This is a genomic window from Streptococcus sp. GMD5S, assembly GCF_000298715.2.
Taxonomy (GTDB): domain Bacteria; phylum Bacillota; class Bacilli; order Lactobacillales; family Streptococcaceae; genus Streptococcus.
The window spans coordinates 1-22057 of sequence record NZ_AJRG02000020.1; the positions used below are offsets into that span (position 1 = coordinate 1).

At 41.0% G+C, this 22057-nt stretch carries 19 protein-coding genes; 8 read left to right on the top strand and 11 right to left on the bottom strand.

The window, feature by feature from the left end:
- On the bottom strand, positions 1–4147 hold a 4147-nt coding region (locus GMD5S_RS0208515; RefSeq protein ID WP_016893837.1), incomplete at its 3' end, for a YSIRK-type signal peptide-containing protein.
- Positions 4148–4702: 555 nt separating this feature from the next.
- Here GMD5S_RS0208515 and GMD5S_RS0208520 point away from each other — a divergent pair.
- Complete coding sequence (locus GMD5S_RS0208520) at positions 4703–5896, top strand: ferredoxin reductase family protein (protein ID WP_004239874.1); 1194 nt, start codon at positions 4703–4705, stop codon at positions 5894–5896.
- 101 nt (positions 5897–5997) lie between these two features.
- Entirely contained in the window at positions 5998–6627 is a 630-nt protein-coding gene (locus tag GMD5S_RS0208525; RefSeq protein ID WP_000690834.1) for an MBL fold metallo-hydrolase, read from the top strand.
- Positions 6628–6731: 104 nt separating this feature from the next.
- Here GMD5S_RS0208525 and GMD5S_RS0208530 read toward each other — a convergent pair whose 3' ends face one another.
- Both GMD5S_RS0208530 and GMD5S_RS0208535 read right to left on the bottom strand, forming a co-directional pair.
- Complete coding sequence (locus GMD5S_RS0208530) at positions 6732–7496, bottom strand: hypothetical protein (RefSeq protein WP_025172625.1); 765 nt, start codon at positions 7494–7496, stop codon at positions 6732–6734.
- Between the two features lie 88 nt (positions 7497–7584).
- Complete coding sequence (locus tag GMD5S_RS0208535) at positions 7585–9477, bottom strand: M13 family metallopeptidase (protein ID WP_000199228.1); 1893 nt, start codon at positions 9475–9477, stop codon at positions 7585–7587.
- A 179-nt stretch (positions 9478–9656) separates the two neighbouring features.
- Here GMD5S_RS0208535 and GMD5S_RS0208540 point away from each other — a divergent pair, with 179 nt between their 5' ends.
- From GMD5S_RS0208540 to GMD5S_RS0208565, 6 genes are all read left to right on the top strand, one after another.
- Positions 9657–10379, top strand: coding sequence for a metal ABC transporter ATP-binding protein (locus GMD5S_RS0208540; protein ID WP_000619158.1), 723 nt, complete (start codon positions 9657–9659; stop codon positions 10377–10379).
- Positions 10376–11224 carry a metal ABC transporter permease gene (locus tag GMD5S_RS0208545; RefSeq protein ID WP_000634601.1) on the top strand — a complete coding sequence of 283 codons (849 nt, stop codon included), beginning with the start codon at positions 10376–10378 and terminating at the stop codon, positions 11222–11224. Before GMD5S_RS0208540 ends, GMD5S_RS0208545 begins: the two co-directional genes overlap by 4 nt.
- A 25-nt stretch (positions 11225–11249) precedes the next feature.
- Complete coding sequence (locus GMD5S_RS0208550; RefSeq protein ID WP_000733064.1) at positions 11250–12182, top strand: metal ABC transporter substrate-binding protein; 933 nt, start codon at positions 11250–11252, stop codon at positions 12180–12182.
- Between the two features lie 115 nt (positions 12183–12297).
- The gene (tpx, locus tag GMD5S_RS0208555; RefSeq protein WP_000206545.1) at positions 12298–12792 is read left to right on the top strand and encodes a thiol peroxidase; all 495 of its coding nucleotides are present in this window, start codon (positions 12298–12300) and stop codon (positions 12790–12792) included.
- 83 nt (positions 12793–12875) lie between these two features.
- Positions 12876–13526, top strand: a complete 651-nt coding sequence (locus GMD5S_RS0208560) for a metal-dependent transcriptional regulator (protein ID WP_000188532.1) — start codon at positions 12876–12878, stop codon at positions 13524–13526.
- A 107-nt stretch (positions 13527–13633) separates the two neighbouring features.
- A complete protein-coding gene (locus GMD5S_RS0208565; RefSeq protein ID WP_000732782.1) occupies positions 13634–14047 on the top strand; it encodes a hypothetical protein in 414 nt (137 codons plus the stop codon).
- A gap of 30 nt (positions 14048–14077) precedes the next feature.
- Here GMD5S_RS0208565 and dtd read toward each other — a convergent pair whose 3' ends face one another.
- The 8 genes from dtd to GMD5S_RS0208605 form a co-directional block, all read right to left on the bottom strand.
- The gene (gene dtd / locus GMD5S_RS0208570; RefSeq protein ID WP_000691395.1) at positions 14078–14521 is read right to left on the bottom strand and encodes a D-aminoacyl-tRNA deacylase; all 444 of its coding nucleotides are present in this window, start codon (positions 14519–14521) and stop codon (positions 14078–14080) included.
- An 18-nt stretch (positions 14522–14539) separates the two neighbouring features.
- Positions 14540–16756 (bottom strand): RelA/SpoT family protein, encoded by a 2217-nt coding sequence (locus GMD5S_RS0208575; protein ID WP_001123768.1) that lies wholly within the window; start codon positions 16754–16756, stop codon positions 14540–14542.
- Positions 16757–16905: 149 nt separating this feature from the next.
- Complete coding sequence (locus GMD5S_RS0208580; protein ID WP_000229943.1) at positions 16906–18036, bottom strand: ABC transporter ATP-binding protein; 1131 nt, start codon at positions 18034–18036, stop codon at positions 16906–16908.
- 114 nt (positions 18037–18150) lie between these two features.
- Positions 18151–19020: a helix-turn-helix domain-containing protein gene (locus GMD5S_RS0208585; RefSeq protein ID WP_000879846.1), complete on the bottom strand. Its 870-nt coding sequence runs from the start codon at positions 19018–19020 to the stop codon at positions 18151–18153.
- 2 nt (positions 19021–19022) lie between these two features.
- Positions 19023–19409, bottom strand: a complete 387-nt coding sequence (locus tag GMD5S_RS0208590) for a Mini-ribonuclease 3 (RefSeq protein WP_000567921.1) — start codon at positions 19407–19409, stop codon at positions 19023–19025.
- A complete protein-coding gene (cysS, locus tag GMD5S_RS0208595; RefSeq protein WP_000591119.1) occupies positions 19402–20745 on the bottom strand; it encodes a cysteine--tRNA ligase in 1344 nt (447 codons plus the stop codon). Before cysS ends, GMD5S_RS0208590 begins: the two co-directional genes overlap by 8 nt.
- 17 nt (positions 20746–20762) lie before the next feature.
- Positions 20763–21284, bottom strand: a complete 522-nt coding sequence (locus GMD5S_RS0208600) for a dihydrofolate reductase family protein (protein ID WP_000301970.1) — start codon at positions 21282–21284, stop codon at positions 20763–20765.
- Positions 21285–21292: 8 nt separating this feature from the next.
- Positions 21293–22057: a nucleoside phosphorylase gene (locus GMD5S_RS0208605; protein ID WP_000923414.1), complete on the bottom strand. Its 765-nt coding sequence runs from the start codon at positions 22055–22057 to the stop codon at positions 21293–21295.

Below are 22057 nucleotides of genomic sequence, written 5' to 3' on the forward strand. Positions count from 1 at the left end.
TCTTAACCTTCTCATAAACGTGCTCTGTGTCACCGTTTGGAAGTTTCTTGGTCTCTACGAAGCGGTAACCTGGGATATCTTTCTTAGGTTGTTCTCCATCTTCGCTTGGATAACCTGGAATTTCATTGCCTTCCTTATCCTTGTGACTGGTCTTAACCTTCTCATAAACGTGCTCTGTGTCACCGTTTGGAAGTTTCTTAGTCTCTACGAAGCGGTAACCTGGAATGTCTTTCTTCGGTTGTTCACCGTCTTCGGTTGGAATTAATGTATTCCCCTCAGTATCTACAAATGAAGTAATTGGACGTACAGTTGGTGTGTATTTTGCAGTTATTTCTGTTCCGTTCTTATCAACTCGTTTGACTGTAACTCCTGAAGCCTTCCCAACAAAGTCTTTTTCTGGTGTGAAAGTTACCACACCATTTTCATCAATGGTATAAGTTCCTTCTCCCGGAACAACTTTCTTAGTTGTGCCATCATCAAAGGTTGGTTTAACATTTTCATCAATTTCAACAGTCTTCTCCACACCGTTTACTTCAACTTTACCACCAGTAAAAGTTGGTGTACCGTTTTGTGTTTGTCCTTTAGGTCCTTCAGACTCATCATCTGTAGAAGTTGGTTTAACAGGTATTACAGTTGGAGTATACGTTGCTGTAGCAGTTGCTGTAATATCCGTATAATTAGCATCTTTTCCTAATTTTGCAGTAAGTGAAACTGTGACAGGTGTAGCTGTACCGGTAAATGTCTTCAATGGAACAAAAGTTACTTCACCTGTTTCATTATTAATTGAGTAGGTACCCTGACCATCAATTGTTAGAGTATCAACAAATCCACCTGTTTTTGGATCTACTAACTTAGCAGGCGAAGAAGCACTTGGTTTTACTGGTGATCCATCTCCAACAGATGTAAAGGTTGGAGTTTCTTTTTGAGTAGCACCTTGAATATCAGTCGAAGTCACATTATGTCCTTCAATCGTATCAGTTACTGTAATATGGTAGGTTGTTGTAGCGGTTGATGAATCAACTCCATGATCAACTCCCGACTCAGTTCCACTGATTGTTGCTTCAGTAGTATAATTTCCATTACTATCAATAACATCAATCTTAACAGTATATACTCCTACTTCATTTAAGCTATATCCACTAGCAATATTATAGTTATTTGCATCTTGTTTGGTATCAAATACTTTTTGAACTCCTGAAGGCGATGTTACTGTGATTCTAGTGATATAGGTAGTTTTTCCATATTTAGTATCTTCAGAGTCTGAGATGCTTACTGCAGCTTTTGCTTCATTACGAAGGTCAACAGCTGTACCTTTTGTTGAAGTATAATCTTGTGAAGTTGCTGTTGGTTTTGTATTTACTACAGTTGCCACATCAGTATTTGTTGCAATCGTCCCTCTAATAATACCACCAAATCCTGACTTAGTATGAACTTCCCAAGAGTCATTTTCAAGCTTAGTAGCAGTCACTTCAGTTCCATCAGATGACGCCCAGGTATTTGAATGTTTATCGTAAGTGACAGTTACTGACATTCCATCTCCTACCTGATTAGTATTCTTAGAAACATAAATCGTTTCTGGACGAGTTGGCGTTTCTACACTTGTCACTTTCCCAGTGCTATCAAGCTGTCGAATGTACTCATAGATATAAAATTTCATACCACCGTCTTGCTGAGCTTCTGTGTACACTTGACGTTTAGTCCATCTTGTCGTACCATCACCATTCAGTGTTTTACTTTCAGCATAGTCGCCAGGTAACTCCCAGTGTCCGGTAGCCTTATTAAAAGTAGCAGTATGTTTTTGCCCATCTGTTCCATTTAATTCAACTTGTTCACGTAAGAAAGTTCCCTTAACATTTTCAGCAGATGCTTCTACTCTAATATTGTCCACACCAACTTTGGCAGTCGCCTCTGATGTCACAGGAATATTAAAGACTGTATCGGAATCTACAATACCTAATTCTTGATTTTCAGAAACAGCTGTGTTGGTTGAACCACTGTCTACGAGCCATTTGCCATTAACTGCTTTTAGATTGGTTACAGTACCATCCGGCATTGTTACCTTAGCACTTGATGCACCTTTAGAAATTTTAACTGGTACAACTGTTGAGTAAGTTTCAACGTTTTGAACCTCAATCTTTGGTTTCACGACTAATGTTACAGTAGCATGCGCTTCTTGTCCAGATTGGTTCCAAACATTATTATTAGCCAACTTATCATAATCTTTTGCAAATACGGAGACTGTGTAAATTCCTGCTTCAGTTAATTTTCCAGAAATGATTCCTTTCCCCATATTCGTTTGATCAGCAGCTTGCTCTTCAGAAGTACTATTAGCAACACTATATTTAGTTCCTGGAATTAATACTTTAGAATCATCTAATTGTTCACTAATAGTGTTATATCCTGAAATTCCTGTCACTGCTCTAGAGAATCTTTGAGGTACTCTTACAACTTTGCCTTCAACCGTCGTATAGTTATAAGTTCCTCGACTATTGGCTGGTGTTGCACTTGCACCTGACTCATCATAGAATTGAATATTTACATTAGCATCGTCACCAACAATACGATCATAACGCTCAGAATCTGATTTTATTTTAGGAGGCGTACTATCTTGCCACCCGACCCAGCCAGCACGAAGATTCTGAATTTGGAAAGTTACCGTTCGACCATCTGTATTGGTCGCAGTAATATTAAATCGTAAATCATAAACTCCATTTTCAATATCCGCTATAACTTTTCCTTGAATTGTGTCTGTTTCTGAATCGTATGTCAATCCCGGCACAAGGTTAGTTGGTGTTACAGAAGTTAAACTCCAACCAGCTTGCTTGGCTTTTTCTGTAACTGCAATACGATCTTTCAAACCTTTAATATAAACTCTGTCAACTCCTTGTTCATACCCATAGCCATAAATTTCTGTAGCTAGGTATTCATAACCACCGTTAGCAGAGTAAATCGATGTTGCAGCGTTTAAAATTCTTGACCCATCCGCACGGAGTTTATTTCTCCAAAGTGGTGCTTCTTCAGCTAACTTTTTAGCAGCATCAGGGGTTAATGGATAGTCTACACGTCCTTTGTTGTTATGACCAGTTTTTCCACCTTGTTCTGTATGCATCCCATTTCCAGCATTTGTATCATTACCAACCCGCTGATTAGAATAGACTTCAATCTCTAGACCTGTAGCATCAGTACCCGTAATTAATTTAATTTCTTGTACTGGAATTGTATAGGTATCTTTACCAGTATGATTTGCAGCGTTTGTTTCCGATGCATGAGTTGTGTTAGAACCCTCTTCGGCATAGAAATCTTGAGCAGCCAAAGCGACTCCAAAGTTTCCATCTTTTCCGATTCCTGCTTTTTTTAGCTCATTATATACTGCAAGAATTGACTCGTTCAAACGTGACAATTGTTCATTGCCTTGTTTAGCTGTAACGCTATCCGTAGCTAACACTTTTTTAGCTTCCGCAATAACTTCCTTATTATTAGCTATCGCCGCCTCAATTGCCGCTTTGTTTTCAGCCTCAAGCTTATTTTTCCGGACTGCTTCAGTTGCTAAAACATTGGTTACCTCAGCTTCAGAGGTAACTTGTTCTAAAACTTTTTTACCTTCTTGGACTGGTTCGACAGTTTCTTTTATTTCTTCTACTTTTTCTGCTTTTTCTGTAGATTCCGTTATTTTCCCAACTTCGACAGACTCAGCAAATACCGTAATTAAATCCTTAATCTTAGCAAGTTCAGTATCCACTTCCTCTTGCTCAACTATCTCTTTTGAGATGACAGATTTCGCAGAATCTAATTGTTCTTTAGCAGATGTTAGTACCAAGTCATCTATATTCTTTGCTGTTTTTACTTTCTCTTCAAGTTCTGTAATTTTTTTAACTAAATCCGTTTTATCAACCGTCTTAAGGACAACTTCTTTTTCTTTTTTTATCGAAGTTTCTGGTTTTTCTGTTTCCGTAGAAGATTCCGCATTCAATGTCGATGTTGAAACAAGCGTAGTATCTGCTCCTTGAAGTTCCATCGCTGATACTGCTCCATTGCCTAAAAACATCAAACCTGCTGAAATTGCTACTGATGCCGCTCCAAAACTATACTTTCGAATCCCATATCGAATGTATTTCTCCGTTCTAAAACCCTGTTGCTTACTCTTCATAAGAAAAACAACCTCCCTATTTTTATTATATCGATATTGAAATATAGAAAAAAAACGAAATTTCTTCCCTACTCAAAAGATGGTCTTTAAATTTCATTATTCTAAAAGGATTATATCCTCGTATTCAATATGCATATTCATACTAACACTTTTTTATATCTTTTTCAACATTTTTAATAAATTTATTTGAGAAAAATACAAAAATAATTTAACATCAAATACTTTAAAATGCCAACATTCACATAGGTTTACATCATGTAAATTTCAGATATTATTTATCTTATAATTAAATAAAATACACTTTTATGTATTAATTTGTTTTTTAGGGTTTTGTAGAAGTTGAATTTTTCCCACCCTTATATTGTTATAACAAAAAAATTTCTATAAGAAGTACACAAATCAAACAGTATATTTCTTAACCGTTATTTATAGATTATCATGAAAATTTGACTTAGAGGCCGAAACTCTAAACCTTGACTAGAGATTCATTTTTTGTTAAAATGTAACAAATCTTATTACATCTATCATAAGATAATCCGTGAAAGGACTTCAACTATGAAATCATTAAAAGGTATTTTATTTATCGGGCTTAGTATGTTTCTGACTATCCTAGCTTGGCTCAGTTCAGGTGTTAGTCAGTTTCTAATCCCTGGTTTAGCTCTCACTACTCTTTCACTTACTTTTATACTAGCTAGCCGTTTACCCCTGCTTGAAGCTTGGTTTAACGGACTTGAAAAGATGTATCTAGCTCATAAATTCACCGCTTTTCTATCCATTCTCCTACTAACCCTACACAACTTTAGCATGGGCGGTCTCTGGGGTTCGCATTTGGCCGCCCAGTTTGGAAATATCGCTATCTATATCTTTATCAGCATCGTTCTGGTTGCCTATCTGGGACAATACATCCAGTATGAAGCATGGAGATGGATTCATCGATTGGTTTATCTAGCTTATATCTTTGGCCTCTTTCATGTTTTGATGATCATGGGAAATCGCCTTCTCTCCTTTAGTTTCCTAGGTCTTATCTTTGGAATCTATGCTATTTTAGGCTTGCTTGCAGGTTTTTATATTATTTTCCTTTATCAAAAGATCGGTTTCACCTATCTTGGAAAAATCGTAGGAATCAAACGCCTCAATCACGACACGACTGAAATTGAAATAGAACTCAGTCATCCTTTCACTTACGAATATGGACAATTTGCCTTTCTAAAAATTTTCCAAAAAGGTTTTGAGACTGCTCCACACCCTTTCTCCATCTCAGGAGGACAAGGACGAACTCTTTATTTTACGATAAAAAACTCTGGTGACCACACCAAGAATATCTATGACAATCTTCAAGTTGGTAGCAAGGTTGCGGTTGATCGCGCCTATGGGCATATGACTATGGAACATGGTCCAAAGCAGCAAATCTGGATTGCAGGTGGAATTGGAATGACACCTTTCATCTCTTATATCCGGGAGCATCCTATCCTAGACAAGAGCGTCCGCTTCTACTATAGTTTCCGTGGAGAGGAAAATGCTGTCTACCTAGATCTACTTCGAGACTACGCCCGTCAAAATGCTAACTTTGACCTGCAGCTGGTCGATAGCAATGAAAAAGGATACCTGACTTTGGATCAAGAAGAAATCCCTGACCAAACTACAGTCTATATGTGTGGACCTCTTCCTATGATGAAGGCCCTTGCCAAGCAAATCAAGAAAAAGAATCCCAAAGCAAAACTCATTTACGAAGGTTTCAAGTTTAAATAAGATCATTGTCCCTCTAACACAAAAGAGGGACTTTCTTTTCACTTTATTTCCCTCTTCTGTGCTATACTTAGTTTAGTACATTCTTTGAGATTGGAGCCAGTATGAAAATCCATAAAACCGTGAATCCCGTTGCTTATGAAAACACTTATTATCTAGAAGGGGACCAACACCTGATTGTGGTTGACCCAGGTAGCCATTGGGAAGCTATTCGCAAGACCATCGAGAAAATCAACAAACCAGTCTGTGCGATTCTCCTGACCCACACCCACTACGACCATATTATGAGTCTGGACTTGGTTAGAGATACTTTTGGAAATCCCCCCGTTTATGTAGCAGAAAGTGAAGCCAGCTGGCTTTACACTCCAGTCGACAATCTCTCTGGCCTACCTCGTCATGATGATATGGCTGATGTCGTCTGCAAACCAGCTGAACACACCTATGTCTTTCATGAGGAATACCAGATCGAAGAGTTTCGTTTTACGGTATTGCCAACACCTGGCCATTCTATCGGAGGTGTTTCTCTGGTTTTTCCTGATGCCCATCTAGTCTTAACCGGAGATGTTCTATTCCGCGAAACCATCGGACGGACAGACCTTCCTACAGGTAGCATGGAACAACTTCTCCATAGTGTCCAGACTCAACTCTTCACTCTTCCTAACTACGATGTCTATCCTGGGCACGGCCCGGCTACGACCATCGCTCACGAAAAGACCTTTAATCCCTTTTTCTAGCAAACAAAAAACCAAGGATAATTTCCTCGGTTTTTTTGTAGCTTCTATTTTTATGTTAATATTTTCTCAGAAGAATCAATATTGACTAGAAAAATAATTCAAAACTAATTAGCCGGATTCAATTCTTTCCAACTAATGTTAGACAAATCAAGCTTTTCAGAAGAGATATCTAAAACTTGCTCTGCTTTTTCATTGCCACCGATTTGAATAGTTGCTTCTTTAATCTTCTGGACTCCATTTTTATCAAACGAATATAAAGCCAAGTTCATTTCTGGACGGGTTGACTGCCAGTCTGCATAAGAGACTAGACCATTTTCGTAAATAACAAAGCCTGAGCGAAAACCACCTGCAGAAGCTACATAAGCTGTGTGAAGTAAGTTAGGCTTTTGATTTTCCAAATAATAAATGGCTGAAACAAATTTTTCATCACCAATAAGCAACTCGTCTTGCCCATCCTTATTCAAATCAACAATTGCGTATTTCCAATCGGGTGCATTATGATAATCCATTCGAGAGAAAACTAGGCCATATTCTTCTGAAGCAATCTTATCTTGTTTATTTTCCTTGTATAAATCTTCTCTATTACCTTGTTTTAAAAGGTCTGTAAAGTGGTTATAGCGTTCAATCACTTCTTTATATAAATCTTGTCTAGTTTCTTTCTTATTTTCAGCAGTCGATTGCGATTCCTTGGTTGACGAGTCACTAGTATTTTCAGACTTTGCTTCTGTTGATACACTAGTCTTATCGTCTTTGGAGACAGATGATAGTGCAGATGAAGATTCTGTATTACTCTTGTTTTTAATGAAACCACAAGATGCTAGAACTGAAATTGAAAAAATAGCTGATAGCATCATTAAAAATTTCTTCATGTTAACCTCGATAGCATTGCATTTTCAGATTGATAAACTTCAAAAATGAATCATTAATTCCAAGATGATACTTGGTTAGGGACTTACTTTACCAAATAATCACACGATCCTCTGGTGAACGCCACATACCGTCGCCTTCTTTGACATCATAAGTTGTAAAGAAGTCATCGAAGTTTGGCACCTGGATGTTAACACGGAGTTTGGCTGGCGCGTGCACATCGACACTAGCCATGAGTTTCATCAACTCTGGACGACCTTTCATGCGCCAGATACGAGCAAAGTTGTGGAAGAATTCTTCAGCAGAAAAGTCTGGCTCTCTCTTGGCAGCTTCAAGGGCTGCAGCAATTCCTCCAAGGTCGGCAACATTTTCTGATACGGTTAGTTTCCCATTAATCGTTGCTCCGTAAGATTCTTGTCCATCAAACTGGTCGATAACTTTCTGCGTTTTTTCTTTAAAGGCAGCATAGTCACTCTCTGTCCACCAATCCTTGAGGCTACCATTTTCATCAAAAGAAGCGCCATTTGTGTCGAAGGCATGAGAAATCTCGTGGGCAATAACAGCACCAATACCACCATAGTTAGCAGAAGATGACTGGTGCAAATCATAGAATGGAGCCTGTAAAATGGCCGCTGGGAAGACAATCAAGTTCTTCTGAGGATTGTAGTAGGCATTGACCATATGAGCTGGCATACCCCACTCCTTGTAATCAACCGGTTGGTTCCACTTGCTCCAGCTGTGCTTGATTTCCACACGCGCAAAGGCTAGGGCATTGTCAAAGAGACTGGCAGTTTCATCCACTACCTTATCCTTGTAGCGTTCTGGCAATTCCTCTGGGTAACCGATATAAGGCTTGATGACATTAAGTTTGACAATGGCCTTGTCACGCGTTTCAGGAGTGAGCCAGTCGTTCTTGGCCAAGCGTTCCTTATAAACGTCAATCATAGTCGCTACTTTTTTCTCTACGTCTGCCTTAGCTTCTGGGGAGAATTTTTCATGCGCATACCAGAGACCCAGAGCTTGCTTAAAGGGACCTTGGGCCAAGTGATAAGCTGCCTTGACCTTATCCTGAGCTTCTGGAACACCTGAAAGGGCACGTCCATAGGCACCTGATAGGACACGAATCTCATCTGTCAAATAGCTAGTAGACAGATTCACCACAGCCAAAATCAAGGTTGCCTTAAGCAAAGGCCAAGCTTCTTCACTATAGAATTGCTCTGCTGCTTGCCAGAAACGTTCTTCATCTACAATGACCTTATCAGGTACTTGACCAAGAACAGCTTGGAAAAAGTCATCTAAAGGTAGGGCAGGTGCAAACTTTTTGAAATCTTCATAAGAATATGGATGGTAAAGTTTGGCATACTCTGAACTCTCTTCGTTTGAAAGTACGACAGTTGCGATACGGCGGTCCAATTCCAATCGTTTCTCTAATAGATCTTCGATTTCTTCATCTGAGAAGTTATAGGCTTTGAGGAGATTAGAAGTACTTTCTTTCCAAAGGTTCAACAATTCCTCACGCTGAGGATGGTCTTCCGCATAGTAGGCTGTATCAGGCAAGATAGTTCCTGGAGCACTAGCCCAGAGAACATTGGTTCTAGCATCCATAAAGTCTGGTGATACTCCAAATGGAAGGAAGTTTGGCTTACCAGCTAATTCAAACTCTGCTAATTTGCTTGCGAAGTCCGCAAAACTTTCTAAATCTTGGTATTCCTTCAATAAAGGAAGGACTGGCTCAATTCCATCTGCTTCTCGCTTATCGAAATCTCTGACCATAGAGTGGTACTTGACAAAGTTTGCTAAGATAGAATCTTCTGACGCATCTTCTCCTGCCAGCCACTTGTCCGTCGTTGCCAGCATTAACTCTTCAATTTCCTCATCAAGGTCAATAAAGCCACCTGTTCGAGATTTATCAGCTGGAATAACAGCTGTTTTTTCCCATTCTCCATTGATTGCATCATAAAAATCGTCTTGATAACGTGTCATCTTGTTCTCGCTTTCATTTTTTCACTTATTCTTAGCTTAGCAAAAAACACTTGGGAATGCAATTAAAAATGGTCTCTCTTTTTTCTTCATTTTTCAGTTATTATTTTAAATTTTTTAAAAATTAACTTGACTTAATTTTTTTTTTAATGTATATTAAAAGACAGGAGGAAAATAACTGTATGATACGTATCGAAAACCTCAGTGTCTCCTACAAAGAAACGTTGGCACTAAAGGATATTTCACTAGTGCTCCACGGACCAACTATTACCGGAATTATTGGTCCAAACGGTGCTGGAAAATCAACTTTATTAAAAAGTATGTTGGGAATTATCCCACACGAAGGTCAGGCCTTTCTCGATGACAAAGAAGTCAAGAAATCTTTACATCGAGTTGCCTATGTCGAGCAAAAAATCCATATCGACTACAATTTCCCTATCAAGGTCAAGGAATGTGTCTCACTGGGACTCTATCCATCTATCCCGCTCTTCCACACTTTAAAGGCCAGCCACTGGAAAAAAGTGGCGGATGCACTTGAAATCGTTGGACTCTCAGACTATGCTGATCGCCAAATCAGTCAGCTCTCTGGAGGACAATTCCAACGTGTTTTGATTGCCCGCTGCTTAGTGCAGGAAGCTGACTACATCTTTTTAGATGAGCCTTTTGTCGGGATTGACTCGATCAGTGAAGAGATTATCATGAATACACTGAGAGACCTTAAAAAAGCTGGTAAAACAGTTCTCATCGTCCATCATGACCTCAGCAAAGTCCCTCATTATTTCGACCAAGTTATGCTTCTCAATCGAGAATTGGTTGCTATTGGTTCAACTGAAGAAACCTTTACCGAAGTCAATCTTAAGAAGGCTTACGGTAGCAAACTCTTTTTCAATGGAGGTGACCTATGATAGTAGAATTTATCGATGGATTGCAACATTTCCATTTCCTACAAAATGCCCTGATAACAGCTATCGTCATCGGGGTGGTTGCTGGAGCCGTGGGATGTTTTATCATCTTACGTGGAATGTCTCTCATGGGGGATGCCATCTCTCACGCAGTTTTGCCCGGCGTAGCCCTTTCCTTTATCCTGGGAATTGATTTCTTTATTGGAGCGATCATCTTTGGCTTGATGGCTTCCATCATCATTACCTACATCAAGGGCAACTCTATCATCAAGAGTGACACTGCCATTGGTATTACCTTTTCATCTTTCTTAGCCTTAGGTGTCATCTTGATTAGTGTTGCCAAGAGTTCGACAGACCTCTTCCATATCCTTTTTGGGAATATCCTCGCTGTCCAAGATACGGACATGTGGATCACCATTGGTGTGGGGGCATTGATTCTCTTGATTATCGGGATTTTCTTTAAACAACTATTGATTACATCCTTTGACGAGCTTTTGGCTAAAGCCATGGGAATGCCCGTCAATTTCTATCACTATCTACTCATGGTGCTCTTGACCCTTGTGTCAGTCACTGCCATGCAAAGTGTTGGAACGATTCTTATCGTGGCCATGTTGATCACCCCAGCTGCGACGGCTTACCTTTATGCTAATAGCCTAAAGAGCATGATTTTTCTTTCATCAACCCTAGGGGCAACCGCTTCTGTTTTGGGACTCTTTATCGGCTATAGCTTCAACCTCGCAGCAGGATCCAGCATCGTGCTCACATCTGCCAGCTTCTTCTTAATCAGTTTCTTTATCTCTCCAAAGCAACGATACTTGAAACTAAAAAATAAAAAAATCAATAAATAAGGGGAAACCCTTCTGGAGGAATCTAATGAAAAAATTAGGTACATTGCTCGTTCTTTTTCTTTCTATCATTGGATTAGCTGCCTGTGCTAGTGGGAAAAAAGATACAGCATCTACAAACCAAAAACTAAAGGTTGTAGCGACTAACTCTATCATTGCTGATATTACTAAAAATATCGCTGGTGACAAGATTGATCTTCATAGTATCGTTCCTGTTGGTCAAGACCCACACGAGTACGAACCACTTCCTGAAGACGTAAAGAAAACTTCTGAGGCTGACCTCATTTTCTATAACGGTATCAACCTTGAAACAGGTGGCAATGCTTGGTTTACCAAATTGGTCGAAAATGCCAAGAAAACTGAAAACAAAGACTACTATGCAGTTAGTGACGGCGTAGATATCATCTACCTTGAAGGTCAAAACGAGAAAGGCAAAGAAGACCCACACGCTTGGCTCAACCTTGAAAATGGGATAATTTATGCTAAAAATATCGCTAAACAGTTGATTGCAAAAGACCCTAGCAACAAGGAATTCTACGAAAAAAATCTCAAAGACTATACTGAAAAGCTAGACAAACTGGACAAGGAAGCCAAAGAGAAATTTAACAATATCCCTGCTGAAAAGAAACTCATCGTAACCAGCGAAGGATGCTTCAAATACTTCTCTAAAGCTTACGGAGTTCCAAGTGCCTACATCTGGGAAATCAACACAGAAGAAGAAGGAACACCGGAACAAATCAAGACCTTGGTTGAAAAACTTCGCCAAACAAAAGTTCCATCACTCTTTGTTGAATCAAGTGTCGATGACCGTCCAATGAAGACTGTTTCACAAGACACAAATATCCCAATTTACGCACAAATCTTTACTGACTCAATCGCTGAAGAAGGTAAAGAAGGTGACAGCTACTACAACATGATGAAATACAACCTTGACAAGATTGCTGAAGGTTTGTCAAAATAATCCATTAAAAACGTCATTCTCACCGAATTGGCGTTTTTTTACACTTTCCGGTCAAATCATTGGAAAAATCTGATAATTCTCGGTAAAATGAAAGAAAAAAGAATGGAGTAGTTTCATGACCACTTTTCTCGGAAATCCTGTAACTTTTACAGGTAAACAACTGCAAGTCGGAGACAAGGCACTTGACTTTTCTCTTACAACAACCGATCTCTCTAAAAAAACGCTAGCTGACTTTAATGGAAAGAAAAAAGTCTTGAGTGTTGTCCCTTCTATCGATACTGGTGTCTGCTCAACGCAAACACGTCGCTTCAACCAAGAACTTGCCAACCTTGACAACACCGTCGTTCTTACCGTTTCTATGGACCTACCATTTGCCCAAGGACGCTGGTGCGGGGCTGAAGGTCTTGACAATGCCATCATGCTTTCAGACTACTTTGACCATTCTTTCGGACGTGATTATGCCCTCTTGATTAACGAATGGCATCTCCTTGCACGTGCCGTCTTTGTTCTCGATGCTGACAATGTCATCCGTTATGTAGAATACGTTAACAATATCAACACGGAGCCAAACTTTGAAGCTGCTATTGCTGCAGTTAAAGAACTAGACTAAAATCACAAGCATTATGACAGAAAGCTAGAGAAATCTAGCTTTTTTTGGTATACTAGATGGAGAGAATATACAAGAGGAAACGAATGACTCCAAATAAAGAAGATTATTTAAAATGTATTTATGAAATCGGTACGGACATGCAAAAAATCACCAACAAAGAAATTGCTGCCCGTATGCAGGTCTCTCCGCCTGCTGTAACAGAGATGATCAAACGCATGAAAAGTGAAAATCTCATCCTCAAGGATAAGGAGAACGGCTATCTATTGACAGATATTGGCCTCAAACTGGTCTCTGAGCTCTATCGTAAACACCGTTTGATTGAAGTCTTTCTAGTTCACCATCTAGACTATACTAGCGATCAAATCCACGAAGAAGCTGAGGTCCTAGAACACACAGTCTCTGACCTATTTGTAAAGAGACTGGATAAACTGCTTGGTTTCCCTCAAACTTGCCCCCACGGTGGAACCATACCAGCCGAGGGAGAACTCTTGGTTGAAATCAATAACCTTCCACTAGCAGCTGTCCAGGAAGCTGGAACCTATCTCCTGACTCGCGTTCATGATAGTTTTGAACTACTCAAATATCTAGAAAAGCACGCAATTCATATCGGTGACCAACTCCAAGTCAAGCAGTTTGATGGCTTTTCCAATAGCTTTACTCTGGTCAACAAAGGTGAAGATCTCCAAGTTAGCATCGATATCGCCAAACAACTCTATGTCGAAAAAATCAACTAACCCCTTATTCCTGAAAGAAGTTCCTTTCAGGGATTTTTTATCATTTTAGTTGTAAGTCCCATTCATTTGGTGTAGAATGAAGCTAGATAAAAGAGGGAGGTTTTCCTATGAAAAAGCTCTTTAGAATCCATTTTGCAGCCATTGCAGTCAGCGATTTACTACTGTTGGTAACTTTCAGACCCCGATACGAACTTTCTTTGGAGAGAGGCCTGATTTTTTGCTTCATTTTCATCCTTGCTCAAGGACTACTGCTATTTCGCTTGGTCAATCGACTCAAAAAACATTTCTCTGAGATTTATCCTCAGATGAACAAAAAAATTCGCCTCTACTATTTAGGGGTGCTCATCAGCGATTTTCTATTATTTGTCTTTTTAGCAATCACTGGCCCTCAATATTTCTACTCTCTTACTCCAGTCTTTACTTCCTGTCATTCTACTTTATATTATATAACGGCTAGCCACCTAAGAGAAAACTATCCAGACTTTTACAACAAACATACCTCTTTATGGGAGTGTCTATAAACAAAAACCAAGCCAGCTGGCTTGGTTTTCTTATCTATTTTTAGTATCAAGAATGATGGTGACTGGTCCATCATTTACCAGCTCCACCTGCATATCCGCTCCAAAAATACCTGTCTGAACAGGTACTTCCTGTGCTAGCTTTTGATTGAGAGCATCATAGAAATCTGATGCCATATCCGGCTTGGCTGCACCTGTAAAGGCTGGACGATTGCCCTTCTTGGTATCTGCAAAGAGGGTAAACTGAGAAATAGAAAGGATTTCGCCCCCAATATCCTTAACAGACAGATTCATCTTACCTTCTGCATCTGAAAAAATCCGCATATTGACCAGTTTTCTCACAGCATAATTCAGATCTTCCTCTTGGTCCTCTGGGCCAACACCGACCAGTAATAAGAGTCCCTGATTGATTTTTCCCTGAACCTGACCTTCGATATTCACTTGGGCTTTTTTAACCCGTTGGATAATGATTTTCATAAGCGCCTTTCTATTCAATTATCCGTTGGTTCGTTTGACTGAGTATACCTCTGGCACACTCTTGATTTTGTCAACGACCGTTGTCAGCGTAGAAAGGTTTGAAATTCCAAAGGACACATGGATATTGGCAAATTTCATATCCTTGGTTGGTTGGGCGTTAACGGTTGAGATATTCTTAGTTGTGTTGGAGAGAACTTGCAGAACATCGTTTAAGAGCCCTGTACGGTTGAGACCATAGATATCAATGTGGGCAGTGTATTCCTTGCTTGAGAATTGGTCTTCCCATTCCACATCAAGGAGACGTTGTTCATAGTTTTCTTGGGCGCGAAGGTTCATACAGTCCACACGGTGAATAGCTACACCACGACCCTTGGTAATGTAGCCAACAATGTCATCACCCGGAACGGGATTGCAACACTTAGCAATCCGTACTAGGAGACCTGAGGCACCTTCAATCACCACACCACCCTCATGTTTGACCTTGAGGGTTTCTTTATTCTCAACCTTAACTTCGCCACCTTTGACAAGCTCTTCTGCTTCCGCCTTGGCCTTAGCGCGTTCTTCCTCACGACGTTCCTTTTCAGTCAGACGATTAAAGACCGTAATAGCACCGATTTCTCCAAAACCAATGGCCGCAAAGAGAGACTCTTCTGTCTTGTAACTGGTCTTTTGAAGGACTTGGTCCATGTGACGCTTGTCCATGAATTTATTGGCTACATAGCCGTTTTCTTGGAACTGAGCTATCAGCATTTCACGGCCCTTGTTAACAGACAATTCCTTGTCTTGGTTTTTAAAGAACTGACGAATCTTGTTGCGTGCCTTACTGGTCTTGACCATGTTGAGCCAATCACGACTCGGGCCAAAGGAGTTAGGGTTGGTGACAATTTCGACCTGATCCCCAGTTTTGAGCTTGGTTGTCAGAGGAACCATGCGGCCATTGACCTTGGCACCAGTTGCTTTTTCACCGACTTTGGTATGAATTTCATAGGCGAAGTCAATCGGGCCTGAATCTTTTGGAAGGGAACGCACAGCCCCATCTGGGGTAAAGACGTAAATCTCCTCAGCCAGATAGTTTTCCTTAACAGAATCCACAAATTCCTTGGCATCATCCGCCTGGTCTTGCAACTCAATCATTTCCTTGATCCAGTTCATCCCGATAGCTGATTCTTTGCTGTTGACCTGCCCCTTGATTCCTTTCTTATAGGCCCAGTGAGCTGCTACCCCGTACTCAGCCACCTCGTGCATTTCCTTGGTACGAATTTGGAATTCAATCGGACCTTTTGGTCCATAGACAGTCGTATGGATAGACTGGTAACCATTGGCCTTACGGTTAGCGATATAATCTTTAAAACGCCCAGGCATTGGTTTCCAAAGCTCATGCACATAGCCCAGCATGGCATAGACATCACTATGAGTCTCTAGGATACAGCGAATGGCAATCAGGTCATAAATTTCCTCAAAACGTTTCTTCTTATCCTGCATCTTGCGATAGATAGAGTAGATATGCTTGGGACGGCCATAGATTTTCCCTTTTAGATTGCGTTCGGAAGTGTAGTCCTCTAACTTTGTCACGACTTCATCGACCAAAGCCTCTCGCTCTCTGCGTTTTTCCTTCATCATGTGAGTAATCTTGTAAAACTCAGTTGGATTGAGATAGCGGAAGGACAAGTCTTCTAACTCCCACTTGACGCTGGAAATCCCCAGACGATGAGCAAGTGGTGCATAAATTTCCATGGTTTCTCTGGAGATACGTTCTTGCTTGTCTTTTCGTAGGTGGTTAAGCGTTCTCATATTATGCAAGCGGTCAGACAGTTTAACCAAGATAACGCGAATATCCTCAGACATGGCCATGAGCATCTTGCGGTGATTTTCCGCTAATTGCTCCTCAATCGATTTGTACTCGACCTTACCAAGCTTAGTCACTCCATCAACAATGATACGAACATCATGACCAAACTCTTGCTCTAAATCATCCAGTGTCGCATCCGTATCCTCAACCACGTCATGCAAAAAACCGCAGGCAACCGTCACGGCATCTAGCTTGAGTTTAGCTAAAATCCCTGCCACCTGAATGGGATGAATAATATAGGGCTCGCCAGATTTACGGTATTGACCACTATGGCATTCAACGGCGTAAACCAAGGCTTTATGTACAAAAGCAACATCTTCTTTCGATAAATATTTTTGCGTTAAAGCGACAACCTCATCGCCCGTCAAATTCACTTCTTTCGGCATCTATTCTCTCCAATTCTTCCTACCATTTTATCACTTTTTTAAGAATATTAAAACTAGAAAAGCCTGTTTTCATGCCTAGCCTATGCATTTAAATAGAAAAAGCACTGCAAGAGAAACTCTACAGTGCTTTGCTATTCTATTTATTTATCTTAGTAGATTGTTTTCTCAGTTTCTACGTCGAAGAAGTGCGCTTTGTTCAAGTCAAATCCAAGTTCAACTGTTGCACCTGTTTGCAAGTAGTCACGAGCATCCACTTTTGCAACAAATTCATCTTTACCAACTTGGCAGTAAAGGTGAGATTCTGAACCAAGCAATTCTGATACAGAGATAGTTGCTTTAACCACTGATTCTGGGAATGTTTCAAGGAAAGCAGGTTCTGCATTCACATCTTCTGGACGAATACCGAAGATCAATTCTTTACCTTCGTAGCCTTTATCACGAAGAACTTTCAATGCTCCTTCTGGAACTTTCAAGCGGAAACCGTCAGAAACAATTTCGCTACCAACCAATTTCACATTGATGAAGTTCATAGCTGGGCTTCCGATGAATCCTGCTACGAATTTGTTAACTGGGTTTTTGTAAACTTCTTGAGGAGTACCGATTTGTTCTACACGTCCGATAGTACCTGTACCAGCAGGGTTCTTAGTAGCTGACATGATAACGATACGGTCTGCCAATGTCATCGCTTCTGTTTGGTCGTGCGTTACGTAGATGGTTGTAGCACCGATACGACGGTGGATCTTCGCAATTTCAGCACGCATAGATACACGAAGTTTGGCATCCAAGTTTGACAAAGGTTCGTCCATCAAGAATACTTTTGCATCACGGACAATCGCACGACCCATGGCAACACGTTGACGTTGACCACCAGAAAGGTCAGCAGGTTTACGATCCAAGAACTCTTTCAAGCCAAGGATTGCTGCAGCTTCTTGCACACGTTTGTCGATATCTTCTTTGCTGTATTTACGCAATTTCAAACCGAAAGCCATGTTGTCATATACAGTCATGTGTGGGTAAAGAGCGTAGTTTTGGAATACCATGGCGATGTCACGGTCTTTTGGAGCTACGTCGTTGACAACCACGCCATCGATAGATGCAGTACCTTCTGTGATGTCTTCAAGACCTGCAATCATACGAAGAGTTGTTGATTTACCACATCCTGAAGGACCTACGAAAACGATAAATTCCTTGTCTTTGATGTCCAAGTTGAAGTCTTCAACTGAGTAGTGTTCGCTGTTTGGATATTTTTTGTAAATGTTTTTAAGATTTAATTCTACCATGGAAGGTAAACTCCTTTTGTCTTTTGATAGTTTTATTATAGATGAAAACGCTTTACTTTTCTATGGCAAGGTGACCAAAAAAATAAAAAAGTTCTGTGCAACTTGCACAAAACTTTAGAGAATATCTGGTAAAATCAACTGATAACAAAGGCTGAGATCCGTCAACTCCTTCAACTGAAGTCCTGTTAATTCTTCCCATTTATCAATCTTGTATTGGAGAGAATTGCGATGCAGATAGAGTTGCTGGGCTGTTTTAGTTAAGACAGCACTGTTTTCCCAGAGAGAAAGAATGATCTCCTGAATCTGATCTTGGTCCAGAATCAACTGACGAAGGTATTCTTTGATAATTCTATGGTCAACCAGCCCTTCCCCAAGACTCCAAAGATAGAGCTGTGAAAAAGTATGAACCCCTTGATGCCCCTGACGCCACCAAGCCTTAAACAAGTCCCGCTCTGCTTGGATTAAATCTGACAAAGCCTGATACCCAGTCTGTGACCAAACCTGCCCCAACATGATAGACAGACGAAGACCAAAGTCATACTCTACTGCCTCAATCGTATCGGATAAGATTGAGCGAACAGAGCTGTATTTATCTTGCTGGAGAATAAAAACATAGTCCTGAACTCCGACCTGCAACACTGTCTGGCAGTTAGGAAAGAGGGTCTGCATCATATCCAGCCAAGAGGCTAGATTTTCCTGTTGGTAATAGGATAGATGGCAATAAACCAGTTGTATCTTTTTAAAAGTTTGAGGTGCCTGCCCCTTTCCCTCGATCAGATAGGAATACCAAGGATTGAGTGAACTAGCCTGCTCCTGCTGGGTTAAAAGGGCAATTAACTGCTTTTCACGCTCGCTGAGCCCAGTTTCTTCCAGTAAAATCCACTGTTGAGAAGATAGAGGAAGTGTAAGATATCCTAGTTTCTCTATTGGCTGATCTGAAATCTGAGCCTCAGGAAACCAGTCTAGTAATTCTTTTGCAAGCATTTCTACGCCTCCACTTTTTGGATACACCACAAAATCAAGGTCTCTAGACGCTCCATATTATCAGTCAGATGAAGATAACCCATCACTGCTTCAAAACCTGTAGACATGCGATAAGTTACGACATCTGCATTTTTAGCCTTTGTGTGGCTATTGGTATTGCGCCCACGTTTATAGATTTCTTCTTCTTTTTCCGTTAAAACTTGCTCCTCCAACATGAGGGAAATCAGGCGAGCCTGAGCCTTGGCCGAGACATACTTGGTCGCCTCTTGGTGAAGTTTATTGGGCTTGGTCATGCCTTTTAGGATGAGGTGGCGGCGAATATACATGGAATACACCGCATCCCCTTCAAAGGCTAGCGCAATTCCGTTAATGAGATTGACATCAATCACGTGTCCACCTCACTCCATCCTTGGTATCAAGGAGCTTAATCCCTTGAGCAGCCAGTTGATCACGGATTTGGTCTGCTGTCGCAAAGTCACGATTAGCACGCGCTTCTTGACGTTTTTGGATTAAGGCTTCAATGTCTGCATCCAAAACTTCCTCAACAAAGACAATCCCAAAGACCTCCAACATAGCCGCAAGAGCTTCCTTAACACTTGCATCATAGTTTCCTGAGTTGATCCATTTGGCCATTTCAAAGACAACTGTGATACCGTTGGCGGAGTTGAAATCCTCATCCATAGCTGCTACAAACTTGTCTTTAAAGGCTTGCAATTCTTGTGCATCTACAGTCCCAGAAAATGGTTGCTCGTAAGTGTTCTTCAGATATTTGAGATTGGTCTCGGCATCATGCACTGCTTTTTCCGTAAAGTTGATTGGTTTACGGTAATGCTGAGTGGCAAAGAAGAAACGAAGCACTTGGCCATCAAGAGTTTTGAGGGCATCGTGTACGGTGATAAAGTTGCCCAAGGACTTGGACATCTTGACATTATCGATATTAACAAAGCCATTGTGCATCCAGTAGTTGGCGAAAGTCTTGCCTGTTTTGGCTTCTGACTGGGCAATTTCATTGGTATGATGCGGAAATTCCAGATCGGCTCCCCCACCGTGAATATCAATGGTATCGCCCAAAATCTCTGTTGACATAACCGAACACTCGATATGCCAACCCGGACGACCAGGTCCCCAAGGACTGTCCCAAGAAATCTCGCCTGGTTTTGCAGCTTTCCAAAGGGCAAAGTCTACAGGATTTTCCTTGCGAGCCGTTTCTTCATCGGTACGACCTGAAGCACCCAGCTCCAAATCTTCCAAGGTTTTATTGGCCAACTTAGCATAGTTGTGAGATTTTTCCACGCGGAAGTAAACATCTCCTTGACTCTCGTAGGCAAAGCCTTTTTCAACCAAGTCAGCGACAAAACGAATGATGTCAGCCATAAACTCTACTACACGCGGATGGCGAGTCGCAGGTTTCACGCCTAAGGCTGTCACATCCTCACGAAAGGCAGCGATGTACTTGTCCGCAACCTCCAGAGGCGTGATACCTTCTTCCTTGGCACGGTTGATAATCTTATCGTCTACATCTGTAAAGTTGGAAATATAGGCAACTTCGTAGCCACGGTATTCGAAATAACGACGAATGGTATCAAAAGCCACCGTCGAACGGGCATTCCCCACGTGGATATAGTTGTATACCGTTGGCCCACAGACATACATGCGAACCTTTCCTTCTTCGATTGGGACAAATTCTCGCAAATCACGAGACATGGTGTCGTAAATTTTAATCATGCAGTCCACTCCCTTCTCTATTTCTGACTTTTTCGGCTGAAAACCAGCTCTGCAAATGGGCCAAATTGTCTGAGGCTATCCAGTTGGTAAAAGCGCTGCCCTTCCTCTTGGGTAAAGAGGGGAACCCCCTTTCCTAGGATAAGGGGTGCTATCTGAATAATGAGGTGGTCGAAAAGATCCGCATCCAAGAGCGGTCCTACCAAGGAATTACCACCAATCACAAAGACATTTTTGCCTTTGTCAATCTGCTGAACAAAGTCCACCACATCCCCAGCTACTGGCTGGTAATTGCTGACAGGCAGGTGCCTATCATGCGTAAAGACATAGTTTTCCGTAGCTTGATAAAAACTTTCTACATCTTGCAAATCTTGGATTTCCTCAAAGGTCCGCTTGCCCATGATGGTGATATCCATTTGCCTGTAAAAGTCATCATAGCCTGTATCCTCTACAGAACCAAGCTGATGCAGCCAGTCTATCCTGTGCTGGCCGTCTGCCAAGTAGCCATCCATGGTGATACAGCCGTAAAAATATACTGCCATTCTTGTAGTTACCTTTCTAGTTCCTTTGCTATTTTCAAAGCGATAGTGAAAAAAGTCATGGCATCAGCTGTCCGCTCTTCATGGCGGGCATCCCAGATTCGGTTATGATGATCCACATAGTCAGCTGTGTAGAAGAATTGATAGACCTTGCTCTTGCGAAATTGACTCCAAGCCATGATAGCTGAAGCTTCCATATCCACCACTTTGGCTCCAGCAGCCAAGCGACGCTTGACCTTATCAGGCGTTTCTCGATAAAAGGCATCAGTCGTCCAAGACTTGGTGCGGATATGCTCGACGCAAGATTTGTTCAAAGCTTCTTCCATAGTTAAGAGCAAAGTTTCATCATAAGCTATCTCATCACTTGGAGGAGCGTAATGGTAACTTGTACCTTCATCACGTAGAGCTGAACTTGGTAGGATAATCTTATCTGCCTGAATAGACTGATCTAGAACTCCGCAAGAACCCAAAACAACAAAGTTCTTAAATCCTCTTGCTTTGAGTTCTTCTAAGAGTCCAACAACCATCGGGGCTCCAATCGTAGCTATAGCAACGGCTACCTTACTCCCATCTTTTTCATAGATATACCATGGAAATCTACCATTTAGATTGGTTAGATAGCCACCTTCATAAACATCTTCAAACTGCTTTACTCGTTCAACGATTTCTCCATTAAAAGATAAAATAATCGTGTCACAGACTTCTCCACCATCACGAATACTTCGATCAGTTGGTTCGATAACAGCAGGTACATTTTCGAATTCTTCTAATAGCAT

Coding starts and splice junctions, on each gene's coding strand:
- GMD5S_RS0208580 (WP_000229943.1), bottom strand. CDS start 18,036: ATGGTAGAATTAAATCTTAAAAACATTTACAAAAAATATCCAAACAGC.
- GMD5S_RS0208605 (WP_000923414.1), bottom strand. CDS start 22,057: ATGCTATTAGAAGAATTCGAAAATGTACCTGCTGTTATCGAACCAACT.
- GMD5S_RS0208575 (WP_001123768.1), bottom strand. CDS start 16,756: ATGCCGAAAGAAGTGAATTTGACGGGCGATGAGGTTGTCGCTTTAACG.
- GMD5S_RS0208535 (WP_000199228.1), bottom strand. CDS start 9,477: ATGACACGTTATCAAGACGATTTTTATGATGCAATCAATGGAGAATGG.
- GMD5S_RS0208545 (WP_000634601.1), top strand. CDS start 10,376: ATGATAGTAGAATTTATCGATGGATTGCAACATTTCCATTTCCTACAA.
- GMD5S_RS0208565 (WP_000732782.1), top strand. CDS start 13,634: ATGAAAAAGCTCTTTAGAATCCATTTTGCAGCCATTGCAGTCAGCGAT.
- dtd (WP_000691395.1), bottom strand. CDS start 14,521: ATGAAAATCATTATCCAACGGGTTAAAAAAGCCCAAGTGAATATCGAA.
- GMD5S_RS0208530 (WP_025172625.1), bottom strand. CDS start 7,496: ATGAAGAAATTTTTAATGATGCTATCAGCTATTTTTTCAATTTCAGTT.
- GMD5S_RS0208540 (WP_000619158.1), top strand. CDS start 9,657: ATGATACGTATCGAAAACCTCAGTGTCTCCTACAAAGAAACGTTGGCA.
- GMD5S_RS0208600 (WP_000301970.1), bottom strand. CDS start 21,284: ATGGCAGTATATTTTTACGGCTGTATCACCATGGATGGCTACTTGGCA.
- GMD5S_RS0208550 (WP_000733064.1), top strand. CDS start 11,250: ATGAAAAAATTAGGTACATTGCTCGTTCTTTTTCTTTCTATCATTGGA.
- GMD5S_RS0208560 (WP_000188532.1), top strand. CDS start 12,876: ATGACTCCAAATAAAGAAGATTATTTAAAATGTATTTATGAAATCGGT.
- GMD5S_RS0208520 (WP_004239874.1), top strand. CDS start 4,703: ATGAAATCATTAAAAGGTATTTTATTTATCGGGCTTAGTATGTTTCTG.
- tpx (WP_000206545.1), top strand. CDS start 12,298: ATGACCACTTTTCTCGGAAATCCTGTAACTTTTACAGGTAAACAACTG.
- GMD5S_RS0208525 (WP_000690834.1), top strand. CDS start 5,998: ATGAAAATCCATAAAACCGTGAATCCCGTTGCTTATGAAAACACTTAT.
- GMD5S_RS0208585 (WP_000879846.1), bottom strand. CDS start 19,020: ATGCTTGCAAAAGAATTACTAGACTGGTTTCCTGAGGCTCAGATTTCA.
- cysS (WP_000591119.1), bottom strand. CDS start 20,745: ATGATTAAAATTTACGACACCATGTCTCGTGATTTGCGAGAATTTGTC.